The 15,353-nt window shown below is 39.7% G+C and carries 14 protein-coding genes; 2 read left to right on the top strand and 12 right to left on the bottom strand.

Features of this window, described 5'->3' with window-relative positions:
• Positions 1–89: 89 nt before the first annotated feature.
• The 10 genes from BMW94_RS24295 to BMW94_RS24250 all read right to left on the bottom strand — a co-directional run bounded on the left by BMW94_RS24295 (position 90) and on the right by BMW94_RS24250 (position 9,257).
• The gene (locus tag BMW94_RS24295) at positions 90–1,019 is read right to left on the bottom strand and encodes a phosphotransferase (RefSeq protein ID WP_091001384.1); all 930 of its coding nucleotides are present in this window, start codon (positions 1,017–1,019) and stop codon (positions 90–92) included.
• Positions 1,020–1,143: 124 nt separating this feature from the next.
• Positions 1,144–1,416: a GNAT family N-acetyltransferase gene (locus tag BMW94_RS30280; RefSeq protein WP_139209413.1), complete on the bottom strand. Its 273-nt coding sequence runs from the start codon at positions 1,414–1,416 to the stop codon at positions 1,144–1,146.
• A gap of 6 nt (positions 1,417–1,422) precedes the next feature.
• Positions 1,423–1,830, bottom strand: a complete 408-nt coding sequence (locus tag BMW94_RS24285) for a hypothetical protein (protein WP_254790345.1) — start codon at positions 1,828–1,830, stop codon at positions 1,423–1,425.
• A 14-nt stretch (positions 1,831–1,844) separates the two neighbouring features.
• A complete protein-coding gene (locus BMW94_RS24280; protein ID WP_091001383.1) occupies positions 1,845–2,636 on the bottom strand; it encodes a class I SAM-dependent methyltransferase in 792 nt (263 codons plus the stop codon).
• A 360-nt stretch (positions 2,637–2,996) separates the two neighbouring features.
• Positions 2,997–4,169 carry a S8 family peptidase gene (locus BMW94_RS24275; protein ID WP_091001382.1) on the bottom strand — a complete coding sequence of 391 codons (1,173 nt, stop codon included), beginning with the start codon at positions 4,167–4,169 and terminating at the stop codon, positions 2,997–2,999.
• A 20-nt stretch (positions 4,170–4,189) separates the two neighbouring features.
• Positions 4,190–4,879, bottom strand: a complete 690-nt coding sequence (locus BMW94_RS24270) for an NPCBM/NEW2 domain-containing protein (protein ID WP_091001381.1) — start codon at positions 4,877–4,879, stop codon at positions 4,190–4,192.
• 106 nt (positions 4,880–4,985) lie between these two features.
• On the bottom strand, positions 4,986–5,492 hold the full coding sequence (locus BMW94_RS24265) for a hypothetical protein (protein WP_091001380.1): 507 nt from the start codon (positions 5,490–5,492) through the stop codon (positions 4,986–4,988).
• A gap of 275 nt (positions 5,493–5,767) precedes the next feature.
• Positions 5,768–6,076 (bottom strand): hypothetical protein, encoded by a 309-nt coding sequence (locus BMW94_RS24260; RefSeq protein WP_254790344.1) that lies wholly within the window; start codon positions 6,074–6,076, stop codon positions 5,768–5,770.
• A gap of 373 nt (positions 6,077–6,449) precedes the next feature.
• Positions 6,450–8,573 (bottom strand): 5'-nucleotidase C-terminal domain-containing protein, encoded by a 2,124-nt coding sequence (locus tag BMW94_RS24255; RefSeq protein ID WP_091001379.1) that lies wholly within the window; start codon positions 8,571–8,573, stop codon positions 6,450–6,452.
• Positions 8,574–8,696: 123 nt separating this feature from the next.
• Entirely contained in the window at positions 8,697–9,257 is a 561-nt protein-coding gene (locus BMW94_RS24250; protein WP_091001378.1) for a YceI family protein, read from the bottom strand.
• Positions 9,258–9,687: 430 nt separating this feature from the next.
• Here BMW94_RS24250 and BMW94_RS24245 point away from each other — a divergent pair, with 430 nt between their 5' ends.
• Positions 9,688–10,188, top strand: coding sequence for a VOC family protein (locus tag BMW94_RS24245; RefSeq protein ID WP_091001377.1), 501 nt, complete (start codon positions 9,688–9,690; stop codon positions 10,186–10,188).
• A gap of 277 nt (positions 10,189–10,465) precedes the next feature.
• On the opposite strand, the gene BMW94_RS24240 is transcribed toward BMW94_RS24245, so the two are convergent.
• Positions 10,466–12,751: an NB-ARC domain-containing protein gene (locus BMW94_RS24240; protein WP_091001376.1), complete on the bottom strand. Its 2,286-nt coding sequence runs from the start codon at positions 12,749–12,751 to the stop codon at positions 10,466–10,468.
• 566 nt (positions 12,752–13,317) lie between these two features.
• Here BMW94_RS24240 and BMW94_RS24235 point away from each other — a divergent pair.
• A complete protein-coding gene (locus tag BMW94_RS24235) occupies positions 13,318–14,160 on the top strand; it encodes a DNA-methyltransferase (protein ID WP_091001375.1) in 843 nt (280 codons plus the stop codon).
• On the opposite strand, the gene BMW94_RS24230 is transcribed toward BMW94_RS24235, so the two are convergent.
• Complete coding sequence (locus BMW94_RS24230) at positions 14,149–14,916, bottom strand: hypothetical protein (RefSeq protein ID WP_091001374.1); 768 nt, start codon at positions 14,914–14,916, stop codon at positions 14,149–14,151. The two genes, BMW94_RS24235 and BMW94_RS24230, sit on opposite strands and share 12 nt — an antisense overlap.
• Between the last annotated feature and the right edge of the window lie 437 nt (positions 14,917–15,353).

Below are 15,353 nucleotides of genomic sequence, written 5' to 3'. Positions count from 1 at the left end.
GTGATTCAGAAGTCTGCGTATTGGAACAAAGAGCAGCACAGGTGACTACCACCTCATGCTGCTCTTTTCGGGAGATCCGGTTCTGTGATTCAACCTTCAATAAATTGCAGAACACATCTATAATGATGATCGGTGAGATCCTTTGCAAACTGTCGATTGGGATATCCCCTGTGAAGTAGCTTTAAGCCTCCAGAGATTAAAGAAATATGGTGATGAAATCGATAAAATAACATCCTGTTTCGATCGAGATGATCGTTCTTCAGATATGAATAGAAGTCTCCAAAACGAAACTCCAAGAAACTGTGTTCGTGCTCAATATCAAAGAACTCAGCTCCTTCTATATCAATTAAATAGGGTTCTAAACGATCGTTAACCAAAATATGGTCAGGACCTAGTTCCCCATGTATAAATCCGTACTCATTTCTAGGTTGTATTCTTGATTCAAGTTCATACAACGTATCGAGCAGCTTGTTTTGATTTTCTCGGATACCGCCAATATGTCCCGCGGCATAGGATAACTGTAGCTTTGCATTTTCCAATTGTAAGAGATGACATGGCCCTGTGTTATTCTCATTGTGATTTGGTTTCCCGTAGATCTTTCTTTCGTTGGCATGCATGTCAGTAATCATTTCACCCAACTGTTGAAATACTCGCTCTTTAACCCCAGAATCGGTATGATTGAAATAGGCTTCAGCCTTTTGTCCTGCTACATACTCAACGAGCGCATAATCAAAAGTGTAACGATCTCTTTCCTTATTCAAATCATAAAGAGCAGGCGTTCGAATGGAATGTTCGATGAAATATCTGTTGTTTAATTCAAATAATTCACTGCCGAAGGACTTTGCATTTATATTATTATTTTCTATTTCTTCTTTAAAATAATTCATGGCTAAGTCCCACACATACAAAACGCTGGAAAATCCATTCGTGCAGTCTACCTTGTAGACCACCTTCTGTGCACCGCCATGCATCTTCGTGACATTTGAGACTACATAACTCATACCAAAGACCGTCTCCATATACTCCTGTAAGCTAGCAGAATCAAGGTGACAACAAAATTTCAAGGAATCACACTCCATTTCTTCTTTTATTGCCGGCTACCAAACTGTATTATAAATCCAGAAAAAAATATAGACTGTTTCTTTATCTTCTGTTATGATGTTGAATAAGGTCTTGAAAAAAATAATCATACACATACCAAACAGCCTCTGGAGTCACTCCAAAGGCTGTTTTTTTGATTTTTATATCAATCTGCACTCTCTCGTACTGTCGAAGTGTTCCTTCACAAGTGAAGCCCAGCTTCTCTAGAAGCTTTATCGAATTTACATTATCCGGATCCACCTTGGCTTCAATTCGATTCAGTTTCAGTGTGGAGTAATTTTTCTCGATTATAGAGAAACGAATGGCCTTCCACATATAGAATTAGTTGATTAATACTTTTAGTTCCTCATTTGCAGGCCCTACGATCGTGTTTCCGCCGAAACTGAGATGCTGACCATACTTTTCTACTATAAAGCTGTTAAACGATCCGTCTGTATCCACTGTGGCAATAACTGTGGGAGCCCCTTTTTTGGTGAACGTCATTTGGTCCATATCCCATGCATTTGTTCCTCTTGCTCCCTTAAATCCTTTTAAATCCAGATTTAGCATCATTTCTGCGTCTTTCATTGCATTCTTCATTAATGTATCCAACGTCAGCTTTTTGATCTTTGCATCTTTTGCTTTTTCTTTCTTTTGGAATTCTTCGTAATTATCTATGCCTTTACCATTACTATGATATACGCCTGCTTGGAGCAGTTCCAGCGTTTGTTCTTCAATTGCAAAGCGCAACCATGAAGGGTAACTTACAGCTTTTTAAAACGAAATATTACCGCAGGGGGGAGTTCATACCAATCAAATCGTTTATTGCTATCTTCATCTTTTTGGAAATTAGGTTCTTCCCATCCATCCAGCACAAAGTTAGCACTTAAAAACAACTTCACATAATACGATAACGGTCTGTGGAATAGGATATGTGAAACAGGTTGCCCTCTTATTCCTATGGTTTCGATAGGCTCTGGGGATAAATATTTAGAGATTTGCACACTATTTCTAGTTACAATCTCTCCATTAATCTCTTCCGTTTCGTGTATCTTCCTTGTGTTCGGCGCTTGAAAACAAGGGTGCGGTATAGAAAATACAAAAACACCATTTTTCTTTAACAATTGCTGTAACGCTCTCGTTAAACTAGTTATATCAGCAATATCCATCAAAGCCATATTGGCTACCGCTCCATCGTATCTTTCAGTCCCAAGTTCAATTAATGAATCATAATTTGTAGCATCGACCACTTGATATTTAATTCGATTCAAATAATCTTTTGACCTTAACTCGGCTCTTTCAATCATTTTTGCACTATAATCAAAAGCAACAACTTCTGCACCTAAATCAGCTAATCTTCGTGAGAAATTCCCATTTCCACAAGCAATATCAAGAATAATTTGACCTTCATTTACCGTTAATAGTTCCTCTGTTTTGGGTCTAACAATCTCTCGATGGAATCGGTTACTTTGTTCACCCATGTAATTATCCCAAAACTCCGCAATCCCATCCCATCTTGTTTGAGATTCATTCGTCAATTCTTTCCACTCGCTCAAATCCCCATTCCCCTTTCATCAACGATGGATAAAGCCCAATTCACACATTACCATATATAGGAACATAAGTGTTTATCGTATCCCTTCTAATTGGACTCATAGTCGATCGATGGAAGTGCCTACGGCTGAATTAATGGAGAAAATATTTCAAGTGTAGGCGGGGAACGAGGACTGCGCAGCATTGCTAACGAACTGAACCAAAACAGCTACAAAATGAAGCCTAACATACCATTCAATGCCTCGCTGAAAAGCATAGAGAAGTAAGGTGACTCTTTAATGAAATGTGGATGTTACTCTTTATTACACCTTTATTAGTGCAGTATTTTTTTAAATATGGGTCAGGGAATAGATTGGATATAATTATTGACAAGCGGTCTGATCTACGGCCTCTTTAGCTTGCACTATCCCATGACCATACTCCGAGATCACTCCCAATGGTTTTGCTGTTGACTCCAAAATGTCAACGACTTCGTTCGGGCTAAGCTTTTTGTTTTTATCCAAAATCAATGCGGCAACACCTGTTACATGTGGAGCAGCCATAGATGTTCCCGATTTCATCCCATACTGATTATTTGGCAACGTGCTTAATACTTTTACGCCGGGAGCCACGAGGTCTAAAGCAGGACCTTTAGCAGAAAAAAATGCCCTTTCGTTATTTGAGTCAATCGCCCCTACTGCAATTGCCGTAGAATACCTTGCCGGATACAAGATTGTATCATCACCCATATACCCATCGTTACCTGCAGCTGCAATAATAAGGATACCCGCATCATACGCCTCTTGGATTTTTTCCTCCAAAATTTGTGATGGATTCTCACCACCAAAGCTGATATTAATAATATCCATTTTATGCTTAATGGACCAATCAATTCCTTCAATAAGAGTGAAGTAGGAGCCCCGGCCACCCTGATCTAATACTTTGATTGCATAGATCTCGGCCATTGGTGCAACTCCAACCACACCTTCTCCATTGATCGACGCGGCGATGATACCTGCAACATGGGTACCGTGGCCAAAATCATCAGCATAGTTATTAGAATTCGTGATAAAAGAGTATCCGCTCTTCACCTTTAGATCTGAATGCTGGCTATACCCGGAATCTAGCACGGCGATTTTTACACCCTTGCCTGTGTATCCATCTTGCTGTGCTTCAATAGCATGGATATTTTGAATGCCGTAAGGGATCGTTTCCGTTACACTTTCTGTTTTTTCAGCTTCGATTTCAGTCTTGACTTCATAATCCGGTTCGATATATTGGATATCTGGACTATTTTTCAGTTCGTAGAGAGATGATCCGGATAGTTCGGCCACAACTATGTCCCCTGACTCACTTATTTTCTTAAGCCTCCCGCCCAACTTCTCAATAACACCATTCGAGGCAGTCGTCGTCACACTATTTAATTTCACTAGATACGTTCCATCGTAAGTTTCCGAAATGCTTGGATCATTAGATTCAGATGCTGCTAATGCCCCTGAACTTATTAGCATAACAGTAATCAGACAAAAAGAACTAAGTAAACCGATTATTTTCATTCTATGTTCCTCCAGGCTGGTTATTTGTGATGTAAAATAGCATCAGCAATATCAATCGTAAGATTGGAGTTCGTGTCCTTTGTATACAAGATTTGCAACGTGGAAATCCCAGCTAAATCGACTTCGAACCGTTTAGGTTGGTCCCCACCCTTCAAGTTCATGAAGTTAAGTAATTCTCTATTGTCCCCTATGATTTTCAACGCCCCTAATGCTGAACTGTTTTTGGTGTAATCATCAATACCCAAAAAGCCATCAAATTTGGAGTATTGGCCTGCCAGGTTAAATTGAAGCATTCCTTGATTTCCTTTTTCGGGAAAAGAAACTTTAAAGCCTCTATGGCTATATTTGGTGCCCCCAATGCTAGCAACACCAATTTCAAACTTTAAATCCCCCTCAACTCTAGTAGGTCTTTGGTGCGAGAAATAATCATCATCATTACTTTTCCCGATCCAAACCGTGCTTTTGGTATCGTCCCATCCGATATCTTTATTCATCGATTCACTGACAAATCTCAAAGGAACGTAGATCGAACCTTGATAAATAAACCCTTCCGATCCTTGTGGAGGCTTTTTCTCGATTCCGTCGAACATATACGTTATTTTTCTAAGATAGATCTCGGTCATCGTAGGTTCCATCGCATAAGCGCTTGTTCCTGTGATGAGCAAGCAGGCAAAAAAACCAAATATAAAGCTTTTCGTTTTTCTTAACATAAACCCATCTCCCTTTAGCAAAAAAAGTGTATAATTGGATGAAAATGATGAAAACGGAAAAGAGGTTGCTTAGAAAAGCAACCTTTCTTCCGTTATTTCAATAAAATTAGAATGCACGGATCGCCGATATGAAACCGTATCCAGATCCACCAGAACCATCTTTGGAAACAATACGAACAACGAAATTTGTATCCTTGGAAGGCGCAGTGATTTCGCTAAGCACTGTCCAATTATTAGAGGAAGAAGTAGATCCACTTGCGTACAAGCTGGTGGTATTGTAATCCTCATCAGCATAATAAATTTTAATCGTCAAACCTTTTTTTCCTTCGTCAAGCAGGTAATAGCGAATGGTATTCCCCATTGACGTACTGTAGCTTTCGTAGTAATCGTTTTCCCCGCCATTATTTACTAAGGCATCTTCTGAATGAATCAACTCTTGTGCGGATACATCGCCGAAGCCCTGGATAGTTTTGGCTTTATCAACTTTAAGAGCCTTCGACTGCGTGAAGGAGCTAGTTACATCTGTAGGATTGGACTTTGCAAATCCACTCATGGGCATTGCCAGAGATAAAGCTGCAACCGTTGCCAAGATAACAAACAAGCGTTTTTTCATAGTTTTCAGTTTCCCCCTCATAATTTAGTAATTAAGTAAATACTGGTGTACCGCGAGTACAACACCATAATATACCATTTATTCTTATTTTTCAATATAAAAGTAAATATTTTCTATTCCTTGAGATGATTATTACATCTTCTCACGCTCACGCTTCTGAATCTGAATACCCGGCTCCGCATCGGAAGATCGGGAAAAAATAAGAAGGAGCTTGTCATGGCGTGACAGCTCCTAGAGATCCAATGGATTGACATTATTAAATATTTCGTTCCCCTTTACTCAAACGGCTCTTCACTAGAGTAAATTTCATGAAAAAAACCCATATACGAGATATCTTCTTCCAGACATTTTATGAGATACAGCAGATCCTCGTAACACCCAGGCTCTTCCCAATTGTTGTCCATATCTTCGAATCGGCCTAATATATTTTCCATAAGATTTAGTTGGATAAATAAGGGCAACTGATCCAGCATCGAATCTTCGAGATTGGTCTCGGATCTATAACCTGCGAGGACTTCCTCAAAATAATCATCCATGAACTTTCTGCGTTTACTGACGTCTGGTTCATATTGTATCCAGCCCACGCCGTTTCCCCAGATACTGGCCAAGTCGAACATATACCAACCGAAACATGAATTATCGAAATCATATACAGTTATTTGCCCCGTATCAAAATCTATATTGGACTATCCTAAACTTTCCATTATTTCAAATCTCCGCTTTACCACTACTTATGGTACGGTTCAGCTTAACATCGTTATCAGTGAAATTGCTAAAGGGGCTTTCTCTACATGTAAGCATGAAAAAAACACATCCTAAATTGGGATATGACATTCTCCTGGATAAACCTTCTCATCAATTGAGAGACTAATTGAGGTTTATCAATAGAGGATAGCTTATTCACCAAAAAGGATGTGTGTTCTCCTATCTTAATATAAGGTTTAAATAAGTTCTAAATTATGAAGCTTTGGCTGCAACAGCTTTTTGAATTAAAGCTTTGGCATCGTTAGTAGAAAGACCTTGTTTTGGTTGAAGCAGATTTTTCTCTGCTGCACTAAGAATACCTTTGTCAATCAGTTTTGCCATCGCTTTCACCGCATAGGTAGAAACGGTTTTGCCATCTTCAAAACCTGCAATGATTGTAGCCGCATTTTTATCAGAAGCTTGGTCTTTTACCAATTTAGCAAGAATGGTAGCTGCTTCTTCACGAGTGATATCCCGATCAGGATTGAAGTTACCACCGTAGCCTTGAATGAATCCTGCATGAGTCGCTTCAGCAATTGCATCTGCATATGCAGCATTAGCAGCAACATCCTTGAATGCAGATGCTGTAGCTACTTCGTTCAGTTTCAACAGGTCTACTAGAGCAGTTACAAATTCAGCACGGGAAATGAATTCTGTAGTTACAGGTGTTTCTGTTTCTTCTTTAGATGCAGCTAGATTAGTGATACGGCCTTCTGTTTTAGCTTGAATAGCGCCGCCTTTATACGTATCAACAATGTACTGGTAGAATACATCCAGATCGATAGGACCTGCCAAGGACGATTTAGCATCTACTAGCACTTTATAGTTATCTCCACCTGCAGCCATAAAGTTGTTAACTACAGCCGTATATGTTTTTGCGGGATCAATAGGTGTGCCATCTTCAAGACTAAGACTAGTAACACGTTCCGCCACTGGTTTATTGAAATCTGCAGTATATTTCAGACCAGAAATCTGTAGTGTTTTGGTGTTTGGTGTACCGTCAGCGTTAGTACCCCATTGTTGCTGCAACAACGTTTTAATTTGTTCGCCAGTCAACTCCAGTTTCACTAGAGTATTGCCAAACGGTTGGATTTTCGCAAGATCAGCAAAGGTTACATCACCTTTTGGCAGATCCGCACGAATACCACCTGGATTCATAAATGCAAAGTCAGCAGCACTTGCCTTATCTCCAAAGTCTGCTTCACGCATTGAATCTGCAATGAGGTTGCCCAGAGCGGCTTCGTTATTATAAGCATCTGTACGGGTAACAGAACCATCCGTTGTACCTACTGGCTTAGTCAGCTCAGGATGCTTGTCTAATGATTTTTTAATAATAGCTAAAGATTCAGGGTCTTCTTTTACACCCTCTTGGAAAGTCGATGTAACGGTAGCTGATTTCTCAGTTACATCCCCAGTTGCAGGGTCAATCATCAATTTAATATCTTCAAATGCCGTACCATACGAATACGCTTGAACGATCAATTTTCCATTCACTTCACCATTAGCCAAGGCATGATTGTCACCTGCAACGATAACGTCAACAGGGGAGTCTGCTGGCAAAGCTTTTGCCAAATCAGCCGCTTCTCCAGTGGTTACGCCTTCTTTGGTTGTTGCTGGATCATGCGCCAAAACGATGATCGTTTCTACACCTTGATCTTGCAATTCTTTTGCATATTTATTAACGGCTTCAACTTCTTCTTCTGCGCTTAAGAAACGCACACCAGCTGTCCCAGATGGGGATACTTTGGCAGGTGTGGATTTCGTCACTAATCCGATGAATCCGATTTTGACTCCGCCTACTTCTTTAATAACATACGGCTTAATCAATGTTTTGCCCGTGGCAGTTTCAATGACGTTTGCATTGACGTAATCAAATTTAGCACCAGCATGAGTTACTTTTCCTTCTTTTGGATCAAGGCCACCAAAGATTTGTGCCTTCAAAGCCGCGACACCTTGGTCGAATTCATGATTGCCCAGAGAAGCTACATCAAAGCCCATCATATTCATCCATTCCATGGTAGGCTCGTCACGATCGAGAGATGAGACTGGAGCAGATGCACCCACAGAGTCTCCATTATGGAAGAGTAGGGAATGCTCATATTTTGCTTGAGCTTCTTTTAAGTAGGTTGCTAGAATTGGAGCCGTTCCTGCCTTTTTATCACTAACGATCGATGTGGTATCCAACTGACCGTGGAAATCATTGATACCAATCAAGTGTACTTCTACATCTTTGCCTGCGGCAGAGACAGAACCTGCTGCGCCCAATAGTTGGGTGAGTAGTAGTGCAGCAGTTGCCACACGAATTGTGCTTTGGCCCAGAACTTTTTTCCAATACATGAATTAACAAAACCCCTCTCCAATTATAGATCCTGAAATATTTTACCATAGTTCAATTCATAAAAGTCGCAAAAAATATAAAATCGATGTAAAAAATTTAGAAGATTGATAGAGAAGGAACGATTAATCTTCGCCGCCTTGTAAATCTGCTGCACCTATTCGAATTGCCTCGATATAAAGCTCGATGCTCACTTCATTTCCAACGACAATTCCACCCGTTTCCAGAGGCGAGTTGAAGCTCAAACCAAATTCATTACGATTGATACTGGCGATTGAATGAAATCCCACACGTTCCCGGCCACGAGGGTCTTTATTAAACCCTTCAAAAACGGTATGAAAAGTAATAGGTTTTGTTAATCCATGCAGCGTTAAATTGCCTGCAAGCTCATATTGCCTTTCGCCAGTAAGAACGCAGCTGGTGCTTTGAAACGTAATCGCTGGATACTTGGCAGTATGAAAAAATTCTTCACTCTTCAGGTGTTCATCGCGTTGCCGCTGGCGAGTTGTGATACTATTCGCGTCGATGGAAGCCTGAATACCCATAGTTGTTACATTGTTGAGGTCAAAACTTAAAACCGCTTCGAACTGCTCGAATACACCTTTAATTTTATTAATCATTAAATGCGTCACCGAAAACTCAACAGAGCTGTGGTCCGGATCGACTTCCCAATTGACATTGCTCATAACTAAATTCCACCTCATTAATCATATGATGAGACAGGTCGCCCTATCTCCAAAATACTGCGCTATTCGCATGCTCTTAATATACAAAAAGGCTACTGACAACGTGATGTCAGTAGCCTTTTAACGTTCTAGCATTTTTTTAGCATCCTCGTAAATCCGATTTCGGAATGACTCAGGCTCCACGATCTGTACATTCCCTCCCTAGTCCACTACCCATTGCATCAAATCGTCCAGTTGACGAACGGGGGTTTCGTATCAATGTGACCAACTCTTAGTATCCATTTTTCTTCGTTGCATGAGAAGCATAATAATGGATATTGATCGGTTGATCTTCCTCCTATCACTCCTCGTTCTTTAAAAATATGACATAATGTTGTCAAGTTACCCATGATACAATCCATTCGAATTCAATCATTGGAGGTTGAGCCGAATGAGCGAGAACCAAATGTCGCAAACTGAGAACCATACCATTACCCCTTGGATCACTACAAAAAGCACAGAAAAATTGATTGCCTTTTTAGTTTCCGCATTTAATGCACAGGAACTTGGCCGGGTATATAATGCTGACGGAAGTATAGGGCATGCAGAGGTACGCATCGGCGATTCAAAGATTCTAATGTTCGATTCTCCTGCCGAATGGCCGTCGTTTCCTTGCTTTATTCGTCTGTACGTAGATGACAGCGATGAATTTTATGATCAGGCCATAAAGTCCGGCGCTACATCCATGACGAAAGTGATAACCCAGGCATGGGGGGAACGAGGGGGAAGAGTGGTTGATCCATTTGGAAACATATGGTGGATAACGTCTAAAATAGAGGACGTTAGTCCTGAAGAAATGATGGAGCGGTCAAAACAGCAAAAGTATATCGATGCTATGGAATATGCACAGAAGAGCTTTAATCCATTTTTGACAGATGTGAAAACTAGCTAAATTATTTAGCGCGATGCCAACATGAGTATGCCACTGTACTGTTTTTAGATGATGAGCAGAGAGCTAAAGCTGAACCTCCAAAAAGAGGATTTTCGCGGCCATTTTTCGCCGTCACTTATGGTAGGGTTCACCGTATCATTTGTAGGGCGAATTTAAGGGCACCCCTGAGGGTGCCCTTATAATTTGGACAGGATTTCTTAACAGAGTGCCATGGCGGCTTGGCAAATTCATAATTCGTCGCCGCATGATGCTGAAATGTTTAGGGGGAGGCCCAGATTTAACGACTCTCCCTTTTCCCCTGATCGACTCTTCCTTTTGCATCATTAAATAACGATTGAAGATGTTCATTAGTATTATCTAAAGACAAGCCCGCCTTAGCACATTCGAGAGCCCCATCATAGTCGCGCAAATGAAACATGTTGAATCCCATTTGATGGAATACTTGCACATTATTCCTTAATTCTGTTGGTGTTTTTATGTCTTCGTACAGTGCATTTTTGAAACTCACCACTGCCTGACGTCTATATTCATCATGCTTTTTCATATTTCGTGGAACTGCTCTCCAGCATTCTTTAGCAAGTTGGGATTGACAATAACCTAATCCATGCCATGATCGTCTATCTTCTAAAGCAAGTTTTGTAGCCTTCTCATAATATACTTTGGCTCTGGCATAATTGCCAAGCCCCCTTTCCATATCCCCCCAGAACTTCCACAACAATTGGTTTTGAGGTTCAAAATGAGTTGCCATCGCATACCATTTTGCAGCCTCTCCATACGATTGTTCAAATTTTTCGATAACAGCCCTAACCTGACAAACATAGGCCGATTGCGGGCTAATTCTCAGTGCTGCATCTAGTTTGGCGACAGCATCTGAATATGCACCCGTCTGGTTATAAAAGTTAAGTGCTGAAGTAGCCATCATAGCTGAAAATCTATCCGCAGTAGTTATAAATTGAAAGTTCTGCAGTATAGGGTCAATAGTTGGGTTCCACATTTCGATCTGGGAAAGACTTTCCGAATATTTTGAGAAGTTCTCCATAACTTCCTGGGAATTTGCATTATCTTGCATTTGAGACCTTACATAATCTCTAATAACAGGTAAAAGATTAAACACAGAACTCCCCGAAGAATCGGATTCTTTCACTAAGGAAAATCTTAATAAATTTTCAATGTTTTGATTAACACTTACCTCTGTAGATTCTAAAACGAGTGCAAGCTCTTTAGCTCCTACAGATGATTCAAAAAGTGCTAAGGTCATCATGATCTTCTGCTGTTCTTTTTCTAGCATATAGAACGTTGTACTAAAGCAAAAATCAAATATTTTTGTTATATTTACATTTTCAAGCTCACTTAAAGCTTGGTCTATAGTTTTATGCAAATAAATTTGATGTACAATTGCTTCGAGAATAATCGGATGTCCATAAGTTTTCTCTGCGATGCGAAGAATTTTTTCTGGTGGTGCTTGAAGTAACTTTTCAATATTGTTTTGCTTTGCGCGAGTAAGAATCATTTCTATTGAATCTTCCTCAGACAAGCCCTCCAGAGGGAGTGCATTCCCTAACTGTTTATGCCTACTTGTCAATAAAACTTTATTATGACTTGGGATTCTTTCTATGAATCGGTAGATAGTATTGTCTGTTATTGTCTCCAGATTATCAAATACTAGCAAGCATTGAGTCATCTCCAACGCCGAAGTAACTAAAGTGGTTTTTTCGGATACTGTATCCGTTTCACTTGCTTCAATACCAAAAAAATCCAAAAGCTTATCTAACAAGTTCTCCAAAGTTTGAAAATCTGGGAGTTCTTCTTCGGTATCAAAATCATAAGTTAGTCGTCGAGTTTTAGCAGATAGCCAAATCACGTGCTGGAACTCACTAATTTCATCCACGATCTCTTCAACTATTCGCTGCGCAATTCGATAGGCTAAGCTAGTTTTACCGATTCCACCAATTCCATCAATTTGAATGTACCAAATAGTAGGGTGATACAGCAGCTTTGTTTCAATATCCTCAAGTTTATCAATTCGACCTACAAACTCCCCATATGGAGGAGTAGGCAAATTATGTATATTTTTACTCGAATCTTGTTTGAGTCCAGCATCAAACCTATCCATAATATTCCTGGAATTTATTAAAGAACTATTCCAGTTCTCAATTTGCTCTACGATTCCTTTCAGTGCCCTTCTACAAGAACTAATGTCGTCCAAAGCAACCTCATTTGGATGTGATATGGTATCACGTAAAACTACTAATTGATTCAGATAAACCGGAGAATCTTCTACAAAAATGTTAGAGAAATACCTCTGGTAATTTTTCAGTAACGTAATTAAATCGCCCATAGACATGTAGTATGGTTCAGGCTTTAAGTTACTAATCCTAAAAGGATCGGCAGCATGCTTCCTTCGCCAATTTTTACATTTTCTCACTAAATTATTAGGGGCGTCCGCCCACCAGCCAACACCTTCATTAGCTTCAATTTCTCCGATAATTATACCTCTTAGATTACTCTCCACTTCATCCAACAACATCTTAATCCTATTCTTAATTTGAATAGTCGCCAGCATCAATGTACACCTCCGAAACAGCTTCTTCTATACAATATACAATGCTTTACATTTTTCTACAATGACTATCACTAGACCCCTTTCTTCTTCTAACACACGAGGGGAGAAAGTAACCTCAATACCAAAAAGAAAGAAGGATGTATTTTTGATATTCACAGCATTTTCATTACGTCTACAATCCATGAAAGGAGGTGGCTATGGACTACGGACAGCAATAATAAATAGAGAATCCCCTTATGTAGAAGTTCATTCTGGTTGAGTAAATTCACTTCTCGGGCTGGTATTTCTGAAGTTGGCAGCACAATGACCAAGTTCTTGCGAACGAGAAAACCATCGCTGCCATTCTGAAAGCGGGGCCTGGGTTTGCAAGAAGCACTGTTACAGTTCCTGCCAATAAGACAAGAGTTCCGTTTTTCTTATCCATTACTTTTATAGTAGTAAAGATCCCTTAACTATATAATACTCCAAATTTATTAATAGATTATTTTCCAGTCGGTTATCGTCGCATCTAACTATAAAGTTTGATAAAATGAGAATCACCAAATAAGTTATTAGGAGACAATTTCATGAATATAAATAATCAAAGTTACTGCCAAATATTGCTGGGTGATTCAAGACAGGTTCTTCGTGAAATACCAGATCAAACATTTCAGGCTTGCGTAACTTCTCCGCCATACTGGGGTCTTCGAGATTATGGTGTAGAAGGTCAAATAGGAGCAGAAATGATAGTAGACGAATACATTAAACATCTTGTAGATGTTTTTCGCGAAGTCAGACGAACACTTAAAGATGACGGTACCCTATGGTTAAATATAGGTGATAGCTATACAAGTGGTGGACGTACATGGAGACAGGAAGATAAGAAAAATAAAGCAAGAGGAATGAGTTACCGCGCCCCAACTCCCGAGGGATTAAAGCCTAAGGATCTCATCGGAATACCTTGGAGGCTGGCGTTTGCATTACAGGCAGATGGCTGGTATTTGCGCTCAGATATAATTTGGTATAAACCTAATTGTCAACCAGAGTCTGTAAAAGATCGCCCAACCCAATCGCATGAATATTTGTTCCTTCTTAGCAAATCGGAACGATATTATTATAATCATGAAGCAATTAAAGAACCAACAGCAGAGGGGAAATTGAGAAATAAGAGAACGGTATGGCAGGTAAACACTGAACCGTTTAAAGGGGCGCACTTTGCTGTATTTCCGCGTTCACTAGTCCGCCCCTGTGTTTTGGCTGGTAGTCAAGCCGATTCACTAATTCTAGACCCATTCTTTGGTTCCGGAACGGTTGGTGAGGTCTGTCTAGAAACGGATCGCCGCTGTGTTGGCATTGAACTTAAGGAAGAGTATGCTCAAATTGCAAAGGAAAGAGTAAAAGCTGTTCAAACAGTACTCTCACAAAACTGAGACTTCAAATGACCACTCACCGTGAACTATGCAACAATCTTTTCTAATATGCTGTATTTGAAGCTTTCGCTCTGTTCCTCCGTCAAAATAAAGTTGATATTTAAGATTCCCATCATTATCAAGGACTTGACAGCTTCCTGGCTTCGGATTTTGGGAGCTGTCATATTTCATATTTAATATTCCATAACGAGATTCTAAAAGTAAAGATTTTGGTATTTCAACAAGCTCATATCTCATTTGATTATTCTTTGGTTGCAAGGATCGAAGGGACAATATTCTATCATATTTCTCCATGTGGGCAAAGAATCTCTCTCTTAACCCCTCTAAATCCTTTTCATTCTCCCACTTCCCTTTACCCAGCTCCATAAATTTCGAAATATGAAGTTTGTCCTCCCTAATCTTCGCTGAGGCCTCAGATTTCAAAGAAAATCTTTCTTTATTTATCGTTATATCGTGTCCTGGATTACCTCGGGGTGCAAGGTGAGCCTCAATGCCTGCGCGGCTGAATGCCCTCTGCATAACAAACTCAAACTTGTCTTTAGAGAATGATGCCATGGAAAGACAGTGATGCAGTCTAATCATGTCACCGATATCATATAATATAGTTTCACTTAATAAATCAGAAGATTCTAGTTTTTTGAAAGTATAAGGTTTTATGAATTGATGACTAATATCCTCAAGCCATTTAATTTGTGTATCTGTCAATTTTGTAGCACTCTGTAAAATTGTTTGTAACTTCAAGTCTACTTTTCCCATATAGCTCATCCCCTAATAATTGTAATAATATAATCCATGAATATCTTACCACAGAATTATCAATACTACTGATTTAGATTCTTATTTAGTATTAATTAACAATTTCTCATTTTTTTGCACGTAGGATATTAACATGAATTCTTGAGGTGTAGGAAGAGTTTCTTTCAGGTACCAAATCGGATCTATATACTAAAATTATAACCATGGAGATCAACAACGGATAAAATTCAGTAGCCAACAACTACTCGCTCTGCTTAATGCTCCCCCAAAAATACTCGCCAAGTACGTGTTGCTCTTACGTTTCAGAAGCTGACACCGTAAATCTATCTATGACAGCACAAGCTTGTTCGTAGCTATGGTGAGGGTGAGGGTGAAAATTCATGTGGAAGTAGGATTCAGATTGGTATCCAACTATTGTAAGGAAGTCCCATTGAGTT

It is taken from the genome of Paenibacillus sp. OK003 (genome assembly GCF_900109515.1).
Classification (GTDB): Bacteria; Bacillota; Bacilli; order Paenibacillales; family Paenibacillaceae; genus Paenibacillus; species Paenibacillus marchantiae.
Note: the sequence above shows the minus strand (reverse complement) of the source record. Positions and strands in the feature narration are given on the sequence as shown.